The following is a 23972-nucleotide window of genomic DNA, read 5'->3' as shown; positions in this document are numbered from 1 at the left end:
GCGTGGCATGGCAGTGCTTTTAAAAGTTGGTTATTGTCTTCATTGCTTAATGGAGCCTCTCTTCGTTGATAGGGTTTCGGAGCTGGGTTGGTTGAGGGGTTGGGTTTCCAGGTTTAGGTACGTGCCACTCTACGTCTATGGACCGGAGGGTTGCGGTAAGACGAGGCTCCTCAAGGAATTCGTGAGGAGGTTCAGGGAGTACTTTGGGGGTGACGCCGTTGCGGTGTACATCGATGCCTTGGAGATGGGTTCGATTGAGAAGGCAGTGCTTACGCCGCCGGGCCTGTCATTAATGATTGATGCAATTAGGGACGTAATCAATGGGGTGCTTGGTGTTGGGCCCTCACTGGCCAGGGCCATAGCTGACGTGCTGGAGAGGGCCGTGGGTAGGCAGAGGCTTAGGGGTAATTACGTACTGGTGGTTGTGGATGACGTGGTTAGGGCCGTCGGCATGGACAGGGTTGAGTGGTACGTTAAGTGGCTCTTCGAGTTAATGAATAAGCTAAGCAGTGAGTATGGGCCCAGGGCGATAAACTTCGTGGTCGCGACCTCAGAGGGCGAGAGCCTAGGCTCAGTGACTAGGCATAGGCATGGCCACGCAGCCCTCCTGTGGAACCTCGATAGGGAGCCCTTCATGGAACTACTCAACGCCTTAAACCCACCGAGAGGCTTCGACGTTGAGGAGGCCTGGAGACTCCTGGGAGGTAACCCAGGCAAGGCCATGGAACTAGCCAATAGGTATAACTGGGATTTGAGGGCCATGCTCAACGACTACGTGAGGCGCGCCGTGCTATTAATGGACACGATCAAGGCAAGGGGCTTAGTAAACCCATTGAGGATGGCCATCAACGACGTGGACACATTCTACGGAGACCCAGGGACCACGGAACTCAGGGAACTACTGATTAGGGAGAACTACATAATATACAAGGACTGGGCAACACTGTCGGGAAGTCCCATCAACCCAAACCAGGAAATCGGAGTGGGAAGGTTCTACGCATGGCAAACACCCATACACAGGGAAGCCCTAGCCACAACACTCAGGCTATTAGGCATCACGGCCTAGGCGCCTGACAAACCCCAACCCACGCAATACAACAATCAGCAACCAACGCGTTGACGGTCTACGTCATTATCTATGTTTTGGTTTGCGTTTAGAAATTTCTAAACGTGATGGGGTTGGAAAACCACCCATCGTTACCCGGCCCTCGCCTATGTCTCGTCGTTGAGCGCCTTTCTTTGTGTCTCCTCAATGCCTTGTATTGGGTGTCTTGCCTGTTCGTGGTTGGGTTAGGCGTGTTATATTTTTGACCCTCTACCTTAATTACTATGGCAAAAGGTATTTACGGCAGGCGTAGGGTTAGTAAGGCCAGGTTCATACTGAACTATACAGCAGGTCTGGTGCTTATCGCTTCATTAACGCATTTCCTAAGATCCAAGTTCTCTCTTTAGCTCCATCAATGCGTTCTCGAGCTCATCGGTCCATTTTACCCTTGCCTTTAACTCCTCAATGCGCCTAATTAACTCCCCTATGAGCAGTTTCACATCTACCGCGGCCTCACCCCTATTCCTGTACTTGCTCATTGCCATGTCTGGGTCTGGCCCGTTGTATTGGTAGTCGTGTAGGTTCAGTGCCTTGTCGGTCCATGCAGATAACACTCCATAACCAACTTTCTCGAGCATTTGTGATAGTGCCTTCATCCTCGTGGTTGGTACCCTAGGGACTGCCCTCTCCATGAGCCATCGCCTCTCCTCATCGGTCTTAACCGCTTGGAGTAATTTGTTAAGTTCAAGCCTCAGTAACGCGGCTAAAAACGCCCTCCATGCCTGAAAGGCCTTGCCGGCAGAATTCCTAACCAAACCCCTACCCAGAAACTCGAGGGAGAGCCTAGCCTCGATTAACGACTCCAAAATCCTCGCATTGATGTAATCCTCCGCAGTCGGCCTAGGCAAGGGCCTTTCAAGGACTTCCGCATCCACGACTTACTTACTGTATTTCCTCCCTTAAATACTTATTGAGGACCGCCTTCCCAATATGTAATGAACCTACGTTTAATTAATTAAAGGTCAGGCCCGTCCCTCGTTAATTACTACCTTCTGGGCCTCCTGAACCATCCTCTCTATGTCCGGCAATCTCCTCCTAACCAACTCACTGTCCAGCTTTGCCTCATGAAACCCCCAGACGTGTAGGTAATTCGCGGCATCCCAAGCTCCCTCAAACCACTTACCCAACCTATCGGCTATCGACGCCACAGCCCTAGCCAAGTCAGTGACTGTCCACCTACCCCTACCCTCAACCCTTGCCAACACGTCCCTCAAGTCGTAATGCATAGCCAAGGCCTTAACAACCTCCTCAGCCGCCTTATAGAGCTCCTCGCTGGCCTGCACGGGGTCCTTATCTATTAAATCCCTACCCTCGTTCAGGTACTTAACCGCCAACTCAAGCCTAGCCCTAACAGCCACCTCAGGGTCCAGGTTCAACACCTTAATCAACGTTGTTATTAACAACTCCTCAACATTGAGACCCCTCCTCACAGCCTCCTCATAAAGCGTCCTCGGCACATCAACAACCACAGTACTCATATAAAGCCACCCAAACCACCAGACACAACCTATTAACCCTTACGCATGGTCACCCAACACCCAATGTACATAGGGCGAAGCCTCAACGCCCTACTTTCTAGATTAAAGCAGGGCTTGAGGTAAAACCACGATCTGCCCTTAATGCAGTATTTCCCTTAATAACTTAATGATGTGCTCGACCCCCGGGTAATTTCTCATGTGAATGCAGTACTTAATTCCAAGCCCTCTGCAGGTTTCTATGTTTTGCCGTGAATCATCTATGAATATCACCCTACCTGGGCTCACCGTGTTTATTATGTACTTAAGTTCCTGCTCTTTACTTGCAAACCTTGGTCTGCCAAGAACCTCCCTAAAGGTGTTCAGTAGTTCATACCTCTCCAGGAACTTCATTACTGCTCTCTCGGACTGCAGCGTTGCTATGTACTTAATGCCTGGGAAGTACGTAACCACTTCCCTAATTCCATTATTCAGCTCGCTTGTTTCTACAGCCTCTAGTTCGTGCCTCTCCACGAATTCATGCGCCAACCAGAAGGTTTGCGTTCCGTAGGTCTCCTCAAAGAGTTTGTTTATGCTCACGACCCTAATGCCCAGGTACTTACTGAGTTCCTCCCTCAGTGATTTCCAATCAATGTTTAGCCTGGTTATTACACCGTCAAAGTCGAGGACCAATGCGTAGTTGGTTATAGTATCCTCCATAGGTTACCATCCCTTCCACGCATTAGTAATACGCCACTGTCCATCTGCCTAATTAGGTAGTGATCGCTTGGGAATAGGTCATACTGAGGCAGATCCCAGGGCAGTTCATCCCACATGCCAAGAGCCAGGTAGACATACGCCAGATTGTATCTTGGGTCTTGGTAAGCCCTTGCCATTGAGAGGCCCCAGAGCGGTGCCGTTGTGTGCCACTTACCGTCAACCTCGGTAACCCTAAACCTACCATTGAGGTCCTCCTTAAGATCAACTGAGTAGAAGCCATGGGGTTCAGGGTCAAGCGCCAGTACCGCTCTCACACCCACCTTATTGACCTCCTCATCGCTTATTGTCCTAGCCACCGAGGGTGTGCCCGTTATCCCAGACAGCGATATATGCTTGAATGGGTACTCGATGCGTTCCCTGGCGTAGGACGTAATCAACCTGCCCCTGTACCACAGTGAGTCGAAGGCCACGTCCCTACCCGGTAGGTACTCCTGGATTATGAAATCCTCAATGGATGCCCTGCTCTGGAGCACGTTCAACCTAACCCAGAGCTTCGCCTCCTCAGGGTTATTAACCCTGAGACTAAGCCTACCACCCGCACCACGCCTAGCCCTTATCCACAGTGGGCTTCCCAGCCTAGAGAACGCCTCATCGATATCATCAAGGACCTTAATACTCATGGTCCTCGGCGCGGGCACCCCAGCCTTAATCATCTTATCGGCGATCAACGCCTTGTCGGGGGCTATGGACTCCGGGCTTGGTAGGTACGCCCTCACATTGATGGAATCGAACAAACCCCTATTGCTCGCCACCACGTTAGCATCAACGCTTGGGTGTGGGTGGAGGAACTCAATGCCGTGCCTCTTAATTATGTCGAGTAGGGTGCTTAGGAAGGTTGGGTCATCATGCCGCGGCGTCCTGTACCTGGCATCGACATTGGCGAAGTGTATGTAGTATGGGTTATGGTCAGTACCCACTAGGTACAGCCTTAAGTCAACCTGCCTCTCTGCGAGTCTTAGGGCATTGACGAAGTTAACACCGCCAATACCACCAATGCCTGTAATCAATACCCTGGCACTACGCATTCCTCTCAGCTCTAGAATGCATAACGCTCACTTTTATACTTAACCACATATAGGTTCCAGGGACCACCGCCCCTATCCACGACGCTTAGATATAATAGGGCGTCGTCATTCCTCATTAGTAGCGATGGCGTGTCGGCACCAAGCACGGTCTCCCTACCAATGAATAACTTGGATAGTTGGGTTGCGTCAATGAGTACGTACCTGAGCGAATCACCGATATTGTATGGGTAATCCATGACGAAGGCAACTATGTAGCCCCTATACGGCTTCTGCGAGTAGTCATTGGATGCTGACAATAGGTAGTACGAATCGCCAACCCTATACACGGAGGCATTATGCAGGCTGTGCCAGGGACCTGGGACGCCGAACCCATTGACCAGGGACTTCACGGTTATGAAGTTACCACTAATGGAGAACCTAAGTAGGTATAGGCTCCTTGGGTATGGCAGTATGTTACTCACCACCAAGTCAACCATGGGGCCCCTCATGTACACGTTACACCCAAGGTCAACCTCGGTCGCGTTACCAAAGACCTGAGGCGTTGCGATTATCGCCTCATCCCTAAAGCCGGAGTCCGGGGTCCTCGAAACGGCGAGCCTAACCCTATTACCCCTCTTCCTATCCACATAGACGAGGTAGTACGAGTCACCAAACCTAAAGGGCGCCGCGGTTAACCCATCATCAATGACTGTCCCGACCTCCTTAAACGAAAAACCATCAAGCGACCTATAAAAAACAATGGAACAATCCCGAGGACCACCACAAACAGAGGCATACAAACCAATTGAACCATCAAAATCCCTAAAAACAGAGCCCCAAACCGCATAATTAGCAACACCAACGAGTACAGGCTTAACCTCAACAACACTGCCAAATGGGAACACGGACATAACAACCTAAACCAAGGAAACCCCCATAAAAACTAAACCCCTTTGGAAAGACGCACTAACCTAACTCATCAAGCATTAAATCATCGTGGGTTACAAATCTATTCCTTAGGAATGTTGACCTTATTGGGAAGAATACATGAGCCATCACTACATAGGTTGGTAACTTAATATGCGGCGCTTTGTTCAAGTCGAGGAATCCATATCTATTCCTGAACCTCATCCCTAATTCCCAGCCATCAGTAACGGCTTTATACATCGTACAGTATTGACCAAGGCCTGCATTACATAGGAGCCAGGAGGACCACTTAATCCTAGCATGGTAAATGGGTAGCACATTATTATGCGAGGTCCTAATCATGGCATACATGATAAACTTAGCCCTAATTGGGTAATACCTAATAAAGCCCGTGCTCTTCGTGGTCAATGATGCGTGGTGAATGCCGGCTTCGACAGGTACATAGTATGAGGAGTATCCAAGGTTCCACAACCTAATGCCTAGCAATGCATCATCAGCGTATAAGAACGTCTCATTAATAAAGGGCTTACCATCAAAACCGACCGCCTTAATGGCGCTGACCCTAACAACCATGTAAGAACCATCGGCGTAAGTGACGAGATGAGGCTTATCAACAGTGGAACAATCAGCTAACCCCCGTCCATTACATACACCAATGCCAGTTAATATATCATCAACAGCCCAACCAGCCGCATAAATGGTCTTCCCGTCTGGGTATTTTATTAGTCCGTTTGTTGCTGCTATCTTCTCGTCTCCCTCCATGTACTCGATTAGTTTGGTTAGTGATTGTGGTGTTGGTATTAGGTCGTTGTTCACAAAGGCTACGTACTTCGAGTCTGGGTCCCTGGCTTCCCAGCCAACGTTCATGCCGCCGGCATACCCGAGGTTCCTCTCATTGCGTACTACCTTCACCCTAACACCACCCGGCCTCTTCTCCTCAATGAATTTCTTAATACGCTCAAAACTACCGTCACTCGAGGCATTATCAACAACCAACTCATAACCATCAAAATCAAGGTTTAGAAAAGACCCAAGACTCCTCAAAGCCACATCAATAAACCCCATACTATTATAATTAAGCCAAACCACAGACGCCCTAACCCGAGGTGTGATGCTAATACATGTTTTAAAATAATAACGCTTTAAATGATTACGTTATTTCGCTGTGTTCTAGTAGTTTTATTAATCCGTGTTCGTTTATTGCATTTGCTATTCTATCAAGCTTCCTTCCACGCGTTACTATTAGTAGTAGTGCCAGGTGTTTGTAAAGGGCTACACGTAGATTGTTCATAAGGCCTACTATATTTACAGGCTTTCTCGCCATTAATTGCCTCACGGTGAAGTAACCATAAAGTATTACCCATGCACTTAATATTGTGAATGGCTTTAAGTGGGTGAATGCCGAGTAAAGTCTTGATCTTTTATATGTGTGATCCAGTCTCTCCACATAAGCGTATATCACATCTTTTTTATTTAATGGTGTTAAGTCATTCACTAGGTGTATTATAGCGTATTCTGGCGCTAGTTTCATTATCCTTCCATGAACTTTTGGAAATTCATGAATTATGCCTTTATATTCAACTCTGTATTTATTGAATATCCGGATTTGTGGGTCTGGGAATCCGGCATCGAATATGAAATTCCCTGATTTAATGTGGTAATTGTACCTATTTATCATTACTGCCGAGTAATTATTCTTTATGGCTTTATCAATTATCTCTTTCAAATCCCTCCTGAGCCTCGTGTTAAGTCTTTCGTCAGTATCTAAGTAGAGTACCCAATCATTGTTGCATTGTCTTATTGCGAACATCCTATCGGGCTCTACGTAACCCCTCGGTTTCCTTTGAAACACCCTAGCGCCGTAGGACTTGGCGATCTCCACAGTGTCATCACTTGAGTAACCATCAACAACCACAACTTCATCGACAATATCAACAACATTATCAAGCAAACCCCTTAACCAACAACCAGAATTCCTAGTAAAAGTCACAAAACAAACGCTAACCATCAGAGCAAGCTTAAGCATACTGCTTATATTTATTTATTTAGTTATGATATTGTGATTGTATGTTCTCTATTGTTATTTTGGGTGGTGGTTGGGCTGGTTTGGTTTATGCCCTTGAGTTGAGACAAAGATTCCCTGGCACTGATGTTCTCGTGATTGATAAGTTAACTCGGTTAGGCGGATTGTTAAGGAGTGAGATCGTTAATGGATTCACCTTTGATATTGGCGGTAGTCACGTAATATTCTCAAGCAATAGGGAGATTCTCTCAAAGATGTTGAATTTTCTCAATAACGGCTTCGTCAAGCATGAAAGAAGGTCTTTCATTAGGATTGGCAATGCCCTAGTCCTATATCCGCTGGAGAATGGGCTGTACGCGCTTCCGCTTGAGGATAGAGTCGAGGCGTTGATAACCTTCTTAGAGGCTCAGATAAGTCGCATGGCCGATTGGAAACCTAGGAACCTCAACGAGTGGATACACGGATTCTTCGGTAAGTGGATTGCTGAAAAGTACTTGGTTCCCTATAATAGGAAGGTTTGGAAGAGGGACTTGGGAGAGATTGATGTTGATTGGGTTTATACACCAGGTAGGCTTCCAATACCTAACTGGAGAGATGTGGTTAAGTCGGCAATGGGAATAATTACTATTGGCTATAGTGAGCAGGCAGTGTTTTATTACCCAAGCATTGGCGGCATTCAGTCTCTGTACAATGGCATAGCTAGGGAAATTCAATCACTTGGCGTTAAATTCTTAAGTGGTTATGTCATTGAGAGCATTAGAAGAGTCGGTGACGAGTGGGTCATAAATGGCAAGATTAAGGCTAGAAGTATTGTTAGTTCAATTCCACTTAATGAGCTTGTTACATACATGGATGCGCCTGAGTCTGTGATCAGATCATCAAGGAGACTGGATTATAATAGGGTTTTCGTGATTGGCGTAGCCCTTAATAAACCGGCGCCGAATCAGCATTGGGTTTATGTGCCTAGTGATGATGTGGTTTTCCATAGGTATGCCTGGATCTCCAACTACAGTCCGCATAACGCGCCGAGGGGTAGGTCCTCATTGCTCCTTGAAATTACAATACCCAGATGGGAAACAGTTAATGAGGAAGATCTGATGAACAAGGCTCTCAGGGATTTAGTAAGGCTGGGCGTTGTTAATGAAGGTGATGTTCTTTTTACTAAATATTGGCTTCATGAGTATGGTTATCCAGTGCACACTATTGAGTCAAATAGGGCCAGGGATGAGGTCATTAGTTGGGTGAAGGAGCAGGGAATAACCTTAATAGGCAGGTGGGGTTGTTGGAGATACTGGAACACGGATAAGATCTACGAGGATATCATAAAGAGGATGTCCTTAAAGCCCTAAGTAACTCCGTATATTATGGGATATTACGTGCCAATTGTATTCTGTCTCTATGTCCCTCCTTGCATTAGTGCCTAGTTTATTTATTAACTTTCTGTTATTTATTAGTTCTAGCATTGCTTGTGCCATTGCGTTTATGTCGTCTAGATTTACCACATATGCATTATACATGTGCTTTAAGACGCCTAATGCGCCTGGTGTTTTCTCAGCTATTATTGCTCCTCCACCGGCCATGTATTGGAACATCGTGGTTCTCTCCGATAAGTACACTGGTAAGTACTTCGTGGCGGTTAACACCTTAATATCCATTGCGCGCAGCAACGATAGCCTGAACGGGTCATTGCTCAGTCTTGTTTGGCTTATGTATACGTAGTTCTTAATGCCGTACTTCTTAATTATTGGTATCACAGACCTCGATGTCTGCATAACAAGAACAGCATCGCCCTTAACCCTATCCTCAATTAACTTGAATGCGCGTATTATCTTCTCAACGCCAATCCTCTCTTTGCCATTCACAAACCACATACCACCACTATAGCCAATGAGCACCTTACCCTCAAGATCCCTATACCTCTCAAAGAATATGCTCGTCGATACCCTCATCGGATCGAATTGACCTAAGTCTATGCCGAATGGCACATACTTCACATTACTTATTCCGATTCTCTTAAGTAACGCCATTATTGCCTTCGACCAGGCCCATACTTGCCACGCCTTTTTAAGCACGTGATAATCGAAGGCATTTAAGCGTAACTTTCCAGGATCGCATGACCACAAATCCATTAAATCGATAACGACTCTTTTGCCAATACTCATGGCTGCGAGTGCACTCACGGTATTTAACGTTATTATTGTCTTTTCACGTATTTTTCTAAAGAACGGCACATACAGCGTCTCGACAAGCAGCGCAGACATTATATCGGTCTTATCTATCCTCGGGCAATCGTGGATCCTTGGCAGCAAAGTATTTATGTCCCTTTTCCCTATAGCTACCTGCGCCTTGGCAGTATCACTTAGCGACTTACTTCCACTTCGGAAATATCCTATGAATGTCCTAAGCCTGTATATATTAACTAACCCACTCAATGCGCGTTTTACGAATAGTGGTCTAGGGTAGAATTTTATGTTGAAGCCGGTTATATACGCTATTGTCTCATTGTAATTATCCATACTAATCACCAATTACTTAGTATATTACATATATTACTGAGCTTAACCACTGGATATGCGAACCCAAGCATTGTGTAAAATACCAGGGACTTGACCCACATCTCAACACCCTTACGTGGTCCATACTTAAATATCTGGTATACCAATGGTAAAAACTCAACTGCTGATAATGGTGGTAGTAAGAAGAGTGAAGCTATTGTAATTGCGTGTAAGGCTATGAATGCCCCACTTAAGCCTTTTTGTCTTATTGACCCAGTGTATGCATATATTGCAGCCTTCTTATGAATACCCCTCATATACTGTCTCAGTGATGTTATTATAGGAATCTCGCTCTTAAACCTCCTATTAATGTCATAGACAATCTCATTCTCTATTAAGTATGATTTATAGCCGTGGCATAAGGCCCTAATTCCGAAATCCCTATCCTCAGCTTGTGTTAATCTATTATCAAATAGCCCTACCTTCTCAAAAACCTCCTTCTTAAATAAATTCACGCCAAACACAGTGTATGGGACCTCCCTCATGATGAGTTCCCTAGGCCTTAGGTCCATCACCTTCGTTAATATCCCCTGTATTTCGTCGTCCGACCTTACATAAACGTCCCTACGAACCGTAGATACTATCGGTTTATTTGTATTTATCAGCATCGTTAATATGTATGGAGGCGCCACTATGTCGCTATCCCAATACACTATGCAATCACCTGACGCCTCCCTAATCACTATATTACGTGCCTCAGGTATATTTGATCCGGGCGCATCGATTATCCTCACCCCATTACCTAACGCATCCCTAACCAATTCCTTTGAATTATCCGTTGAGCCGCCATCCACGTATATAACCTCGGCGTTAATACCACTATTACGTATAACTTGGACGGCCTTCCTTAGCGACTGCATGCTATACTTGAGAATCCACGCGCTGTTTTTCCCCAAAACGCCTATTGTTATGTCATGGCACATTATGCATTTAAAATCAAGTCCCGCGAATTTAAATAGATTAAGGAATATGCATTCAGTAATTGCGCATCACTTCTGGGATAGGCCCGGTGGAGGGGAATTGGTGATGGCATCGATAGCCCATGCCATGGCCAGGTCTGGGTATCAACCTGTGCTCACGTCATTATCGGACTTCGAGCCGAGGAAGTACCTTGATTGGTTTGGTATTGATATCTCTAGTTATCCCCGCATCTCGATGGGCATTAAGTTGAGGTCCTTTGGATTGTACATGAGGTTGTTGGTTTGGTATCCCGTTAAGATTGCCTTAAGGCGTTATAGCCCAGGGATTATCTTTATTGACTCACCAACTTATAAACCATTAATAAATGATTTAAGGAGAAAGAACATTAAATTATTCGAATATATTCATTTTCCACTTGACCTGTCCTTTAGACGGAAATACGCAAGTCTCGGCTATTACTATACTGAGGATCAGTATATGGCCGAGAGGTATACAAGATTTCCATTAAATGTATATGCATGGCTATACTCAAAGTTATTTGATAAATTCGCCAGGGAAAACCCATTTCAGGTCTCCACAGCTGTTCTCACAAATTCTCATTGGACCGCGTCAATAATAAGGATGGCATTTAATGAGGACCCCATAGTCCTTAACCCGCCATTACCACCCAACTCACCCATAACGAGTAATAACAAGTCCTTTAACGAGCGAAGACCCTACGTAGTCATGGTAGGTAGGTACGCCGAGGAGAAACGTTACCACTGGGTTTTAGAGAATATAGTACCTAAGTTAATTAAGGAAGTTCCCCAGGCTAGGGTAGTAATAATGGGTAGCGCTGGAACAAGCACATCTGAATCCTACTATAACTACTTAGTAAAGACAGCGTTAAGGAGCGGCTTAAGGGTTGGAACGAGTGCTTCGCATATTCTCAATGCGAATGTAATACTTATGAAGAATGTGCCGAGACAGGAAATGATTAATTTACTCGATGAATCAAGGGTCTTCCTTCATGCAACTATTAATGAACACTGGGGTATTGCCGTTGCGGAGGCTATGGCGAGGGGCTTGCCTGTGGTTGTTCATAAGAGTGGTGGTGCGTGGAGTGACCTGGCCCTTAATGGTGAGGTTGGGCTTGGCTATGAGGGCGTTGATGAGGCAGTCGATGCCCTGGCTAAGCTCATGACGGATTCAAGGGCGTGGAGTAATTACTCTATGAGGAGCCTGGATAGGGTTAGGGACATAACCTTCGATAAGTTTGTTGATAAGCTTGCTGAGTTGGTTAGGAAGATCCTTTAGCTTCCCTGGGTTTTAATGGTTATTTCATTTAAACCGCTGAGGACCATTTACGAGGAGGTTTAGAAAAGGAGTTATGTAGCCAGTAGTGAGCTCCGTTGATGAGATCGTTAAGGCATTGCCTGAGAAACGTGACTGGGTATCAAGAGGTGGTTAAGTTGGGTTGGTTAAGGATTACGGGGTTAAGTACGGCGTAAAGCCGGGTAAGAGTTGACTTACTGCTCATTGAGTAATTCATGAACTCACTAGGTAGTTAGTGGCTAGGTGAGCTCCTCGAAGTCATCCTCGCCATGGTGCTTAACAACCTTAATGCCATTGGTCCTCGCAAGCTCTACGGCCTTGCCCGTGTCTCTGGTCTCATTAGCATAGGCTACGACGGCGATAACCTCCCTACCAACCTTAGCACTCCTTAACCTACTCACCTTATCCACAAAGTCCTCGACATCCCTAAGCCTAAGTGTTGCCTTAATCTCAACGGCCACCACCTTATTATCAACCTCCGCATAACCATCAAACTCACCAATGCCCTCAATCCTAGCCCTCCTAAGCCTATCAACATTGACACCAAACCTCTCCCTAACCCAACTAGGCAGGTAGTGCCTAACATCACGCTCAACCAAAGCACCAACAGTCCTAGAAACACCAGAAAGCTCAATCCTAATGCTCCTTATTTCTTTCCACATTTTGTTGTTTTCTTGCCATAGTTTTTCTATGTTTTCATTGATTTTCTTGTTCTCCTCCCATAGTTTGTTTACGTCGGCTCTGAGGGCGTTTTGACCCTCCTGCAATGCCTTGACGGTTTCCCAGAGTTTGTTTTGATTCTCCCAGAGCCTATTCACGTCTGTTCTTAGGGCGTTCTGCCCCTCCTGCAATGCCTTAATGGCCTCCCACATTTTCCTATTCTCCTCCCATAGTTTATTTTGACCATCCCAAAGCCTCTCCTGACCCTCCACAAGCCTCTGAACAGTCCTAATCAAATCATTAACGGCACTCACCAACTGCCTTAGTGATGATTGAATGTCAACAATACCAAGTAGACCCATCACGGCCAGCCTAAACTCCTCATCCTCCCTCAACAAACGCAAAAACTCATCACGAAAAGACATCCATTAGTACTTCTCCTAGGCTAAATAAAAGTTTATTGCAATGAGTTTGATGTGATTATTACTCACCGTAGTTCAAGTGCATAACCTGGAATCAGTGTTGTTGGATCGTTTAGATTCCATGCATTAAGTCATGTTAGGTTCCAGGGTATAGTGGGTTCCTCAATAATTAGTATTACTAGTATTCATTTATATGTAATTGCCTTTATAAATAAATCAGATCCCTGACTTCAATTAACATAAGTATGTACCGGTTATTTAGTTGCACAACTAAACGGCACCAACACTTTATTAAGTTGCAGTTTAATGATATATTGACCCTAATGGGCTATTCCATGCCCAATCAATTAGTTGAGATCTATGTACATACTACAAACGTTAGTAATTCCATGATAATGACGATATTCGGGATTTACCTACATGCGGTCTTCGTATCATTCACACTGGGCTTCCCACTGGCCATGCTCGCCTGGCTCATTAAGTGGTACAGGACAGGCGACGCATTATTCCTAAACTACTCCAAGACCCTAACCATGGTCTGGGCCGTGAACTTCGCCCTAGGCGCCGTCACAGGCACGATAGTGGAGTTCGGCCTACTGGATATCTGGCCCACGAGCATACTGCTCTTCTCCTCCTCAGCCTTCATCCCACTCCTCTATGAGGCCACCATAGCCTTCATAGGCGAGGCAGTCCTAGTGGTGCTCTTCATCATAGCCATAGGCAGGTGGAGGGCGGGGTACACACTGGGCATACTGATTGCGGCCTGGCTCCTCGGCTCACTATCCGGGTACTTCATACTCACGGCAAACGCGTGGATGAACACGCCCTTCGGATTAGGCGGAATACCACATGCGCTGTACCCATTCCTACCGAGTTACGGGCCGGACGCCGCAAACCTAACCGCAACACTAAACCTAGCCGCACTCCTCCTGCACTACACAATCAGTGGCTCTGGCTCCGTGGCGCTGACAAGCATGAACTTCACCTCGCTGGTGGGTACGTACCTTACGAACCCATGGTTACCCATGGTCAACCCAGACGCCATAGTGACCACACTACACACATTATTCGCGGCCTACGCAATTGGCGTTGGGGCGGTGGCGCTGGCCATATCGATTAGGTTCTTCAGGACCCACGATAATAAGTACATCAAGTTGCTAAAGCCCCTCCTCTGGATACTTGCCGTGGTGCTCCTCATCGAACCGATAGTCCTCGGCCACTTCATGGGCGATGACGTGGTGGCATACCAACCGCTCAAGTTCACGGCACTAACCACACTCACGGGAGGCCCAGGGGTCTATGGGTATGAGTACTACGACCCCGTGGAGGCACTGTTCGCCTACGGAAACCCATACCACCCACTCTACGGGTTCCAGTACTACCTAAGCCAATGCAGGGCGCTGGGCAACACCACCTTCGGCCAGCTCTACGGTGAGCTTGACCCAGGGATGCTGGGCTACCTCGGCCCATTGGCCAACGTCACGCTTGCCCAGAATTGCGAGGCAGCAGTACTAGCCCTAGAGCCGTTGGCACCGTTGGTCAGCGCGTTTTATTACACAATGATTGGCGCCGGAATACTACTCGCAGTGGCCGCGGTGCTTGCCCTATTCACGTACCTCGTCAGGGTGCCCGTCCTCTCAACAATAACTGATTTCATAAATAATGAAATACTTGGCGTGTTAATAGGTGCCGAGAACGTAATGCCCTTCCTAGCCTCGGCAATGGCTGTGCTGTCTGCGGTGGCGGCCACAGCTGGGTGGGCTGCGAGGGAGATTGGTAGACAGCCATGGACTGTCTATGGGTTAATAACCACGAACGAGGTGGTCACGGGCGACGTCATAACACCGGGTTTCGTGGCCTTCGTAATCACCATACTACTTGCCATAGCAGTTATTGGGGCCCTGGCAATGTACTACGTAGCCACTAGGCCAAGTCTCCTTGACAGGGTTAGGGAGTTGGCTGGGGTGAGTGGTCATGAGTAGTTACCTGGCCCTACTATCCTTCGCCGTGCTAGGCTTCGCCCTGGAGATGCACCTGGTATTCGTGAACGTGATTATTGGGGCCACAGTACTTACCGTGGTAACGAGGTACCTGGCCTACCTACGCAGGGACCCAGGTCTCGAGTCGGTGGCCAAGGGCATGTTCAGGCTCATGGTGGTGACTGAGCTCTTCGGTGGTGTCTGGGGTACGATACTTACGGTGTTTATGGCGGGGCTCTTCCCATCAATGACCGCCATATTCACGAGGACCTACTTCTACCCAATAGCCATAGCCCTCGTGGGGATCCTAGTGAGTATACCACTCATAGCCATCTACTGGCACCTGTGGGGTAGGGTTAACCCAAGGACCCACAGCCTAATCGGCGTACCCCTCGCCATATCCGTGCTCCTCGTCCCAGTGGGCTTCAGGTATCTCTTCGCGGGCCTCGACTACCCACAGTACATTATGACTAATTCACTGGCCGTATTCTCAAACCCAATATATCCACCTCTCATTATCCACACGCTCATTGGTGCCATGGACATTGGGGCCTTCGTAACCGCCTCAGTACTGGCCACCAGGAGGAACATGAACATTAATGGAATGAGAATCGCCCTAGGCACTGGGTTAGTATTGCTTGTGCCGCAGGCCATTGCCGGGGCTTACTACTTCACGGTGCTTGGGAGGTACGACCCATACATAGTAAGCAACATCGCAGGCCCACTGCTGGGTTACGACCCAGGCACGGCGCTATTCTACCCAGCCTTCTACACCGCGATAACCCTAACCATAGCCCTAGGTGCCACTGCCCTATATGCCTTCTATGCGGCAATGCAGGGTAGGGTTGTTAGGCCCGCTGTCATAGGCACGGGCTTCCTTGCCGAGGCAATACTCGTACTCATGGAGTACGTTAATGATGGCTCCAGGTACCCATACCTATTCCTAAGCGGTAACTCGGGCATACCAATAACCCAATTACTAAACACGCTCATACCACTACCCCTAATCGCAATATACACAATGCTCCTATCAACGCTCATATTCACGGCAATATTCACAATAACCCTATACTACGCCATTATAAGGAGGTTCCTGCCAGAGGATTAGGCTGAGTTTAACTGATTAAAGACTGTTTTTGGTCTTTTGGTCATGTGGTTTCTTTGGGCACCGTTTCGTATTACAGGTATGGAGGACTTAAAGTAATTTGTGCGTTTTGCATAATTCGCGTGCCAGTTCCAAGTCCTCTTGCGTATTTATGTTTAGTAACTCCGGCGTCCAGGGAATCACCAGGGAGACCCATGGTATAATCCCATGCATTAATTCCAGTTTCCTCACTAGGCTTATTCCCGTGAAGTGCTGGTAATCACCTCTCTCGTACATTAATGTTATCATTGGTGATGTTATGTAAGCCGCCATCATTAGGAACCTCCTTATTAACTCCCTGGTTATGAAGGGCATATCGGCCGGAACAAAGATAACCGGCGTACTAACCATTGACAAGGACTCCAGCAAATCCTCTGGGTAGCCCCTGCCGCTGGTTATCGCTATTTCATAGCCATGCTGCCTAGCCCAATTAACCACCTCACCATGCCTTATCGTGGTCGCCACATAGACCCTACCAAACCCATTGATTGATGAAGCCACATGTTCAATGATTGGTTTACCGCAGATGTCGATTAATGGCTTGTTCGGGTTTGATAATCTACTCCCCATGCCACCAGCCATTATTATTATATTCATGCCTTATCAACACCGAAGGATGATAATATACGCCTACCAAGTTGTTTGACGTTCTCATTAATTGAGTCAAGGAGTACGTGGGCTGCCAGAAAATGAAGCCCTGCCTCGGTATATAGCCTGAACTCGGGCCAGGGATCGCCAGTCATTAATGTATACCAGAGTGAACCCATGACCCTATTAAGGTCCTTGTTCACCACATCATTAATTGTGTACTCCCTAATTACCGAAACATCGTTTTTAACCACCTGTCCATTAATTACTATGGAACTAGCCATTAGATCATTGCGTGTATTCACGTTAATAAGGCTCCTCAACTCAATACCGTGAATTAATGGATTTAGGAACAGTACCCTTGGCAATCCTCTAACTAAATCAAAGATCTTTGTCCTGCCGTATTCAATGAGTAAATCCATGAATTGAAGGGCTGTTGTCCTCCTAACACCCATTAATGCATTCTCTAGATGCCCATTCGGGTATACGTATGTTGCTGCGTCGAAACCCATTAATGCATTCACTAATGGCTCAAGGGTTTTGGGTGTTATGTGGGGCATGTCGTTGGGTACAACCACTGCATAATCCTCGCTACACTTGTTTAGCGCCGAGTAAATACCCGCAAGCGGGCCCGTGAGCCTTTCATCATCAATAACATAGTCAGCGCCTGGAATTATGGGTTTGTAACTTAGTGCCCTATCCATGTTATTCACGGCTATGATGATCCCATCAGTGACCTGCGATAGGGCATTATAGACAAGCCTGATCATTGGTTCATTATTCACCCTATACAGTGCCTTATCGACCCATGGTTCGCCACTGGCCTGGAATCTCCGCGATGAACCGCCGCTCAGTATGATGCCGCAAATCATCCTAAGTAACCACGTATTTATCCTACTCAGGCGGTCTTATAAGTCTCGCCAGTCTTTCTCTCCTCCACCTAGCATACTCTATTAATCCAATGATTATCAGTATTATGATTATTATAATGACAATGGTAATTACAATTAACGTGCCCACTGGTACAAAGCCAATGCCCGGCATATAATAACCGCTTACTGGTATTACCAGTGTCACTGACACGGTTTCTCCATTCTCACCGGCCGTGAGAACCACAGTTTTATTCGAATACATACCAAAGGAGTAGGCATAGGCCCTGCAGGTTATTGAGCCTGTACTTGGTATTGGTATTACCGTGCTCACAGAGCCTATGTTACTAACGTTGTATCCCGCGCATGATAAGCTGACAATCGCGTACTTCGCCAGTGGCATTCCATTTGCTGATAATGCCGTTATACTCACATTAACGGCAGGCACGTATATGGGTAGTTGAGTTTGCTGGGCATGTAAGACTAAGGCAATACCTAGCAATGCCATTAGCGTCACCATGACTACTAGGTATTGAGGTCTTACCACGTTAGTTATTACGTAGATGGGAAATAAATCACTAACTCACAGGAAAGCGATCAGCGCTATTAACCTAAATCACTGCTCATCCAGCCCAGCATCATCATGCAAGGAACTAAACTGATCAATGAGCATTTAAACGTTTTCATCCCAAGTGCCAATACACCCTTTGAGTACTAATTACATCCCTAATTACTGAGTTTACACGGGCAAGCACCCTGGGTTCTGTCCGAGTGATCCCCTCATCGATCTCCATCTCCTTATTACTCATGATGTTCATGAGTAGTACAGAGCCCCTGCTTAACACATCATTGTTGTAACCACCCTCAAGGACAAACACCACACCCCCAACCCTACCAATAAAGTCCCTCAACCTCCTAAAGACCTCTGCGTATGTATTTAGGGAGAGCCTTAGGTTGGTTATGCCGTCTAGTTCATGGGCGTCGAAACCCAGCGACACTAGGATTAGTCGTGGCTTGAATTCCTCGATTATTGGCCATACAATGCCATTAAGGGCGACTTGATAAGCGTCATCTGCCGTGAATGGCGGCAGCGGTACATTAACATTGAACCCCTCGCCATACCCCTCACCAACCTCGTCTATAAACCCGGTGCCTGGATAAATCGTCAATGGATCCTGGTGAAGGCTCAGGTACAACACCCTCGGATCGCTGTAGAAGATTTCCTGGGTCCCGTTACCGTGATGGGCATCAACATCGAGTATAGCCACCTTACCGGCACCGTGCTCCAGGGCATAAACAGCACCAACAGCTGTATTATTGAATATGCAGAAGCCTTGGGTGGGGGCCATCAATGCCTTACCATTACGGCCAACGTGGTGACCAGGCGGTCTAACAATTGCATAGGCAGCATTCCACTCACCGCTCAACACCTTATCAATGCCCCTAAGGACCGCGCCCACGGCCAGCCTTGCTGCTCTGCAAGTCCCTGGACTTACGTACGTATCCGCATCTATAAATACATAACCCTCGCTGCACACTTGGTCTATCTTACTTACGTAATCCGCATCATGAACCTTAAGCAACCATTCATCCACATCCTTAATAGGTCTCTCCACAGGGGCTAAACCATTTACCGCCTTTATTATTGAGACAACCCTATCTGGTCTCTCCACATGGTTCCCGGGAGGCCTATGCTCTAGGTATGCATAGTCATAAATAACCCCAATCATGTCTTTATTAAGAAATCATCAGTGGCTTATTAACTTACTTGAGGCATTTAGTTTGTATGTTCGGTAGGAAGAAGAAGGTGGATCTCGAGGAATTACTTCAGGAGTTAACTGATGATGGGGACAGCAATGGGAAGGGTAGGATCAAGAGACGCGTTGGTGATGTGGAGGATTATGAGCAATCAAGTGGCGTTAGGTTTAAGGTCGAGTTCGAAGGCACTGATGAGTTAATAAAGGAGATCAAGTCCCTGAGGGAGTCCATTAACGAATTAATCGAATTACTTAGGGAGAAGGGTGATTCAGCAACCACGAAGAGGTGAAATCGCCTTTAAAAAGGGTGTTTGCCCTTTACTAAAAATGAGCAATGGCTAGTTATAAAAAGTCATTAAACGTCCTGGACCTACTTGCCGTGGTTACTGAGCTTACTGAATTGAGGGGATCCATAATCGATAAGGTATACACAATGGGCGACTCGTTGTTGCTGAGGTTCAGAAAGGGCCCCGAGAAGTACTTCATAATCGCAAACTCCCATAGGTTTGGACTAACTAGTTATGTCCTTGAGCACGGTGCCGAGGGGGTCACGATACTCAGGCAGTTCATTGAGAACTCGAGGTTAAAGGATGTAAATGTCCTAAACTTTGACAGGATAATAAGGCTTGTGTTTGATGGTGGTTCCCTAATTATCGAGTTACTGGAGCCGTGGAACGCCATATATGTGGATAACAACAACATAATTAGGTGGGTTTTAAGGACTTATAGGGGTAAGGATCGAGTGATAAGTAATGGCCTTGAGTATAAGCCTCCGCCCCAGGGCTTTACCAGGCCTACTGATGATTATGAAAATGTGGCCAATGCACTGCGTAATTATGACACGGTGGGTAAGGCAATAGCCAGAGGCCTGGGTTTAGGTGGTGAGGTGGCTAACGAGGTGTGTGCTAGGGCGTCAATTAACTGTACGGCGCCTATTAATTCCATTGACCTAGGTATTATTGTTTCGGTGGTGAGGTTGATGATAAACTCGGTGATCAAGGGTGACCTGGAGCCCATGATTTATTACAACAACGGTATGCCAATAACGGTGACACCAATTAAGTACCTCTCGGTAAAGCATGATGGTACGAGGCGGTTTAGTAGGTTTAATGAGGCCGTTGATGAGTACTTCCACGAGATTGAGGTTAATGAGGAAACCCAGAGGAGGCTTAACGGTATTACGGGTGAAATAACTAAGCTTGAGAGGAGCATTGATGAACTGGCCATGAGCATTGAGGGTTTTAAGAAGGGCTCTGAGGAACTTAGGGTTAAGGCGGAGACCGTGCTTAATTGGAAGTACGTCATTGAGGAATTACTGGGTATTCTCAGGAATTACTGGGTCTCATATAAGGATGAGTTCCAGGACGTAGTTAAGGGCATGGAATATCAGGGAATTAAGGTTAAGGGTTTCGACCCCAGGAGTAAGGCTGTACTACTCGATATTAACGGCGTTGTAGTCTCGATACCGCTAAACTCAAGCGTTGGTGAATTAATCAACGGTCTCTTCAATAGGGCTAAGGAGCTTGAGCGTAAGGCGAGAAATGCCGAGGAGGTCATGAACCAGCTTAAGGAGAGAATCGAGGAACTTAAGGCTGAGGGTGAGAAGTTGATGGAGAGCATTAGAGAGAAGTCCATTCGTGTTGTTTATGGGGCCAGGGAGTGGTTTGAGAGGTTTAGATGGTTTGTAACCAGTGGTGGCAGGCTAGTAATAGCGGGTAGGGACGCGACGCAGAATGAGGTAATTGTGAGGCATTACCTGAGGCCTTGGGATGTCTTTGTCCATGCCGATATACCGGGTGCCGCGGCCGTAGTGATAAGATTAGCCGGTCCAAGTGATGTGGCCAGTGATGATGATGTGTACGAGGCAGCCCAATACGCCGTATCCTACTCCAGGGCCTGGGTCATGGGCTTATCCGTACTCGACGTGTTTTATGTCAGGGGTGAGCAGGTCACCAAGAAGGCGCCATCCGGTGAGTACTTGGGCAAGGGTAGCTTTATGATTTACGGCACAAGGGGTTGGGTTAGGAATGTGGAACTTGGTCTAGGTATTGGTGTCAGGGTTGATCACCTGGATGATGTGTCATTGCTTAGGTTGATCACAGCACCACCTAGGGTGATAGGCTCATTGGTTAATTACTATGCCGTGCTAAGGCCGGGGTCTAGGGATAGGGTTGAATTAAGCAAGGAGATTTATAATGCATTTAGGGCTAGGGTACCCGGTTTCGTTAAGGTGATTAACCTAAGCAACGTGGTTGATGCCGTGCCCGGCCCCTCAATTATTGATGGGTTTTACGAAGGGAACCCAGTGCCCTGGGACAAAATAAGGGAGTTAAAGTGATGCGGCTTGGAGGTTGCTAGGTTAAATACATGCGTTTCATTGCCTGTGGCTGATGATGAGGTTGTCGTGGACTCAATGCTTGGTTGGTTAGTTAGGTGGTTGAGAATGCTGGGTGTTAGGGCTGTTTACAGTCCGAATTTTAGTGATAACGAGTTGCTCGGTGTGAACCAACTATTAGTTACCAGGGACAAGGAGTTGTTCAGGAAAAGGACACGGTTAAGCCTATTACTGATCACCACGAGTCGCGTTGAGTGGCTCTCCATACTATCACTGGTATTGAGTTTTCCACTATCGCTGGATATGAATAGGAGTCTATGCCCTGTCTGTGGCTCGAGACTTATTAAGGTTAGTAGGGAGGCCGTGATTAATAAGGTGCCGAATAACGTATTGCTCAGGCATAGTGACTTCTGGTTATGCACTGGTTGCGGCAGGGTTTACTGGGTTGGGAGTCACCATGCTCGTATAAGGAGGGAACTGGAGATAGCCCGGGGCATTTTAAGCGAACTCAAAGTCTCCTGCGTTAACAATAATTTACTAATATTTCATGAATAAACAAAGAAACCAACTGATATAAACCTATTGCATATAGTGCGTAATTGCATGCAGTTATTCAGGCCGCTTAATGAGAAGGAATACTCAAGTCTAGTTAAGTACCTGAGGGCCAAGATCCTTGAGAGACTCAGTGTTAAGGCTGAGTATAACATTGACCCAACGCACCTAGTTAAGATAGCCGAACTGAAGCTGGGCGTGTTCGTGTCCATTGAGAAGCTCATGTACTCAGACGGCATGATTAAGAGGGTCCTTAGGGGTAGCATGGGTACGATAAGGCCCATGAAAAACCTGCTAGAGGACTCTGTAACCGCTGCTTTATACGCCGCATTTTACGACCCAAGATTCTCACCAATATCCGTTGCTGAGGTTAAGAATTGCGTTCTTGAAATCACGATAGCGTCCCCACCAATCGACGTCGATGGTGACTGGGTCAGGAATAGTATGGTGCTTGGTTATCATGGGCTTTACATAGTTGATTCAGGAAAGGCCACAATAATACTCCCGCAGAAGGTTGTGGAGCTTGCCGAGGGGTATCACCAAAGGACAGGCAAGCTCCTTAATAATGAGGGTTTCATTAATGAGTTATGCGAACGATTAAAGATATGTGAGCCCATGAGCATTAGGGCCTTTGAGACGCAGATAATATATGAATTACGGCCAGATGGAGACGTAGTTGAGCGCAAGCTCTACCTTAATAGATTCTTGGAAAATGGTGTAAAGCTGCCAGTAGCGAATAGATAGTATTACTCGGTGTTATTTTAGACACTAAAGATTTATTAATATCGGAATACAATCTAAAATCGAGGTATATGCCAGTCATGATCAAGTTTTACATGGTTGTTGGCAAGGATGAGACTTACGAAAACGTTATTAGAAACGTTGTATCCGAAGTCAGAGAGAAGTTCAAGGGTAGTGAGAAGAATGTTAATGCAACATTCATTAGGATAAAGCCTGAGGCGGTAGACGCAGCCATTAATGCATTAAGTATGCCCGAGGGGCAAATACCGCAGAACCTCATATACCTAGTCAAGTCAATGAGACAGGACGGCATTAGGGCACTACCGGCTTTGATAATTAACGGTAAGAAGATATATGAAGGGCAACTACCGCCACCAGATACAGTTAAGCAAACGGTCATGGACGAGGTAATAGCTGTACTGTCACCGCAAGCACCAATGCAACCACCCACGATGCAGCCGGTGCAACCTATAATGCCACAACCAAGCATACGAGCAACACAGACACAGCAAGCGCCACCGCCATCATCCCCACCGCCACCGCCTCCATCACCCCCTCCACCGCCACCCACGCAAGTAGAGACCAAACAACCAACTGAAGAAATGGAGACTAGACAACCAACGCAGCAGGAAGGAATGACCACAATTAGTGAGAGACTGCAGGTACAGACCGTGCAGTTGCAGCCCCTGGCATCGCAGACCAAGGTAAAGCTTGTTATGGGAAGGCCTAATGATTGCAGGGAGTGCATCTACTTTGGTTCAAATACGGGTGTTTGCCTATTATTTGGTTATAAAATAATTGATCCCGCAAGACCACCATGCAAGTCATGACCTAAATTAAAA

Annotated in this window: 24 protein-coding genes; 10 read left to right on the top strand and 14 right to left on the bottom strand. The window is 46.8% G+C overall.

Translation table 11 applies throughout. The features are described from left to right. Positions 1-49: 49 nt before the first annotated feature. On the top strand, positions 50-1066 hold the full coding sequence (locus Vsou_RS05895) for an ATP-binding protein (protein WP_188602260.1): 1017 nt from the start codon (positions 50-52) through the stop codon (positions 1064-1066). A 362-nt stretch (positions 1067-1428) separates the two neighbouring features. Here Vsou_RS05895 and Vsou_RS05890 read toward each other — a convergent pair whose 3' ends face one another. The 7 genes from Vsou_RS05890 to Vsou_RS05860 all read right to left on the bottom strand — a co-directional run bounded on the left by Vsou_RS05890 (position 1429) and on the right by Vsou_RS05860 (position 7278). After that, entirely contained in the window at positions 1429-1980 is a 552-nt protein-coding gene (locus tag Vsou_RS05890) for a PaREP1 family protein (protein ID WP_188602261.1), read from the bottom strand. Between the two features lie 87 nt (positions 1981-2067). Next, complete coding sequence (locus Vsou_RS05885) at positions 2068-2583, bottom strand: PaREP1 family protein (RefSeq protein ID WP_188602262.1); 516 nt, start codon at positions 2581-2583, stop codon at positions 2068-2070. A gap of 138 nt (positions 2584-2721) precedes the next feature. Continuing rightward, entirely contained in the window at positions 2722-3279 is a 558-nt protein-coding gene (locus tag Vsou_RS05880) for an HAD family hydrolase (RefSeq protein ID WP_188602263.1), read from the bottom strand. After that, complete coding sequence (locus Vsou_RS05875; protein WP_188602264.1) at positions 3264-4364, bottom strand: ATP-grasp domain-containing protein; 1101 nt, start codon at positions 4362-4364, stop codon at positions 3264-3266. The genes Vsou_RS05880 and Vsou_RS05875 overlap by 16 nt, the downstream gene beginning before the upstream one ends. 11 nt (positions 4365-4375) lie before the next feature. Continuing rightward, the gene (locus Vsou_RS05870) at positions 4376-5254 is read right to left on the bottom strand and encodes a hypothetical protein (protein ID WP_188602265.1); all 879 of its coding nucleotides are present in this window, start codon (positions 5252-5254) and stop codon (positions 4376-4378) included. Between the two features lie 55 nt (positions 5255-5309). After that, complete coding sequence (locus Vsou_RS05865; protein WP_264890795.1) at positions 5310-6359, bottom strand: glycosyltransferase; 1050 nt, start codon at positions 6357-6359, stop codon at positions 5310-5312. A 61-nt stretch (positions 6360-6420) separates the two neighbouring features. Then, complete coding sequence (locus Vsou_RS05860; protein ID WP_188602266.1) at positions 6421-7278, bottom strand: glycosyltransferase; 858 nt, start codon at positions 7276-7278, stop codon at positions 6421-6423. A gap of 59 nt (positions 7279-7337) precedes the next feature. Between Vsou_RS05860 and Vsou_RS05855 the strand changes: the two genes are divergently transcribed. After that, positions 7338-8642, top strand: coding sequence for a protoporphyrinogen/coproporphyrinogen oxidase (locus tag Vsou_RS05855; RefSeq protein ID WP_188602267.1), 1305 nt, complete (start codon positions 7338-7340; stop codon positions 8640-8642). Here Vsou_RS05855 and Vsou_RS05850 read toward each other — a convergent pair. Both Vsou_RS05850 and Vsou_RS05845 read right to left on the bottom strand, forming a co-directional pair. Beyond that, positions 8631-9809 carry a glycosyltransferase family 4 protein gene (locus Vsou_RS05850; protein WP_188602268.1) on the bottom strand — a complete coding sequence of 393 codons (1179 nt, stop codon included), beginning with the start codon at positions 9807-9809 and terminating at the stop codon, positions 8631-8633. The genes Vsou_RS05855 and Vsou_RS05850 overlap by 12 nt on opposite strands. A gap of 5 nt (positions 9810-9814) precedes the next feature. Beyond that, entirely contained in the window at positions 9815-10771 is a 957-nt protein-coding gene (locus Vsou_RS05845) for a glycosyltransferase (RefSeq protein WP_188602269.1), read from the bottom strand. A 46-nt stretch (positions 10772-10817) separates the two neighbouring features. On the opposite strand from Vsou_RS05845, the gene Vsou_RS05840 reads away from it, so the two are divergent. Next, entirely contained in the window at positions 10818-12065 is a 1248-nt protein-coding gene (locus Vsou_RS05840) for a glycosyltransferase family 4 protein (protein ID WP_188602270.1), read from the top strand. Between the two features lie 257 nt (positions 12066-12322). Here Vsou_RS05840 and Vsou_RS05835 read toward each other — a convergent pair whose 3' ends face one another. Then, positions 12323-13168: a coiled-coil domain-containing protein gene (locus Vsou_RS05835; RefSeq protein ID WP_188602271.1), complete on the bottom strand. Its 846-nt coding sequence runs from the start codon at positions 13166-13168 to the stop codon at positions 12323-12325. Between the two features lie 320 nt (positions 13169-13488). Here Vsou_RS05835 and Vsou_RS05830 point away from each other — a divergent pair, with 320 nt between their 5' ends. Further along, positions 13489-15147 (top strand): cytochrome ubiquinol oxidase subunit I, encoded by a 1659-nt coding sequence (locus tag Vsou_RS05830; RefSeq protein WP_188602272.1) that lies wholly within the window; start codon positions 13489-13491, stop codon positions 15145-15147. Then, entirely contained in the window at positions 15140-16252 is a 1113-nt protein-coding gene (locus tag Vsou_RS05825; RefSeq protein WP_188602273.1) for a cytochrome ubiquinol oxidase subunit I, read from the top strand. Before Vsou_RS05830 ends, Vsou_RS05825 begins: the two co-directional genes overlap by 8 nt. A gap of 87 nt (positions 16253-16339) precedes the next feature. Here the strand turns inward: Vsou_RS05825 and Vsou_RS05820 are convergent, their stop codons facing one another. The 4 genes from Vsou_RS05820 to Vsou_RS05805 all read right to left on the bottom strand — a co-directional run bounded on the left by Vsou_RS05820 (position 16340) and on the right by Vsou_RS05805 (position 19475). Beyond that, a complete protein-coding gene (locus Vsou_RS05820; protein WP_188602274.1) occupies positions 16340-16885 on the bottom strand; it encodes an NTP transferase domain-containing protein in 546 nt (181 codons plus the stop codon). Continuing rightward, positions 16882-17748, bottom strand: a complete 867-nt coding sequence (mobA, locus tag Vsou_RS05815) for a molybdenum cofactor guanylyltransferase (RefSeq protein WP_188602275.1) — start codon at positions 17746-17748, stop codon at positions 16882-16884. Before mobA ends, Vsou_RS05820 begins: the two co-directional genes overlap by 4 nt. 22 nt (positions 17749-17770) lie before the next feature. Continuing rightward, positions 17771-18292 (bottom strand): hypothetical protein, encoded by a 522-nt coding sequence (locus tag Vsou_RS05810; RefSeq protein ID WP_229709654.1) that lies wholly within the window; start codon positions 18290-18292, stop codon positions 17771-17773. 136 nt (positions 18293-18428) lie between these two features. Beyond that, positions 18429-19475 carry a histone deacetylase family protein gene (locus Vsou_RS05805; RefSeq protein ID WP_188602276.1) on the bottom strand — a complete coding sequence of 349 codons (1047 nt, stop codon included), beginning with the start codon at positions 19473-19475 and terminating at the stop codon, positions 18429-18431. 56 nt (positions 19476-19531) lie between these two features. Between Vsou_RS05805 and Vsou_RS05800 the strand changes: the two genes are divergently transcribed. From Vsou_RS05800 to Vsou_RS05780, 5 genes are all read left to right on the top strand, one after another. Beyond that, positions 19532-19792 (top strand): hypothetical protein, encoded by a 261-nt coding sequence (locus Vsou_RS05800; RefSeq protein WP_188602277.1) that lies wholly within the window; start codon positions 19532-19534, stop codon positions 19790-19792. Positions 19793-19836: 44 nt separating this feature from the next. Then, positions 19837-21840 carry a ribosome rescue protein RqcH gene (rqcH, locus tag Vsou_RS05795; RefSeq protein WP_188602278.1) on the top strand — a complete coding sequence of 668 codons (2004 nt, stop codon included), beginning with the start codon at positions 19837-19839 and terminating at the stop codon, positions 21838-21840. 6 nt (positions 21841-21846) lie between these two features. Then, entirely contained in the window at positions 21847-22392 is a 546-nt protein-coding gene (locus Vsou_RS05790) for a Mut7-C RNAse domain-containing protein (protein WP_188602279.1), read from the top strand. Positions 22393-22440: 48 nt separating this feature from the next. Then, a complete protein-coding gene (locus Vsou_RS05785; RefSeq protein WP_188602280.1) occupies positions 22441-23133 on the top strand; it encodes an AMMECR1 domain-containing protein in 693 nt (230 codons plus the stop codon). Between the two features lie 68 nt (positions 23134-23201). Further along, positions 23202-23960: a hypothetical protein gene (locus tag Vsou_RS05780; protein ID WP_188602281.1), complete on the top strand. Its 759-nt coding sequence runs from the start codon at positions 23202-23204 to the stop codon at positions 23958-23960. The last annotated feature ends 12 nt before the right edge of the window (positions 23961-23972 follow it).

The sequence above is a fragment of the Vulcanisaeta souniana JCM 11219 genome (genome assembly GCF_026000775.1).
Classification (GTDB): domain Archaea; phylum Thermoproteota; class Thermoprotei; order Thermoproteales; family Thermocladiaceae; genus Vulcanisaeta; species Vulcanisaeta souniana.
The sequence above is the reverse complement of the archived record's forward strand: the minus strand, read 5'-3'. Positions and strand labels throughout refer to the sequence as shown.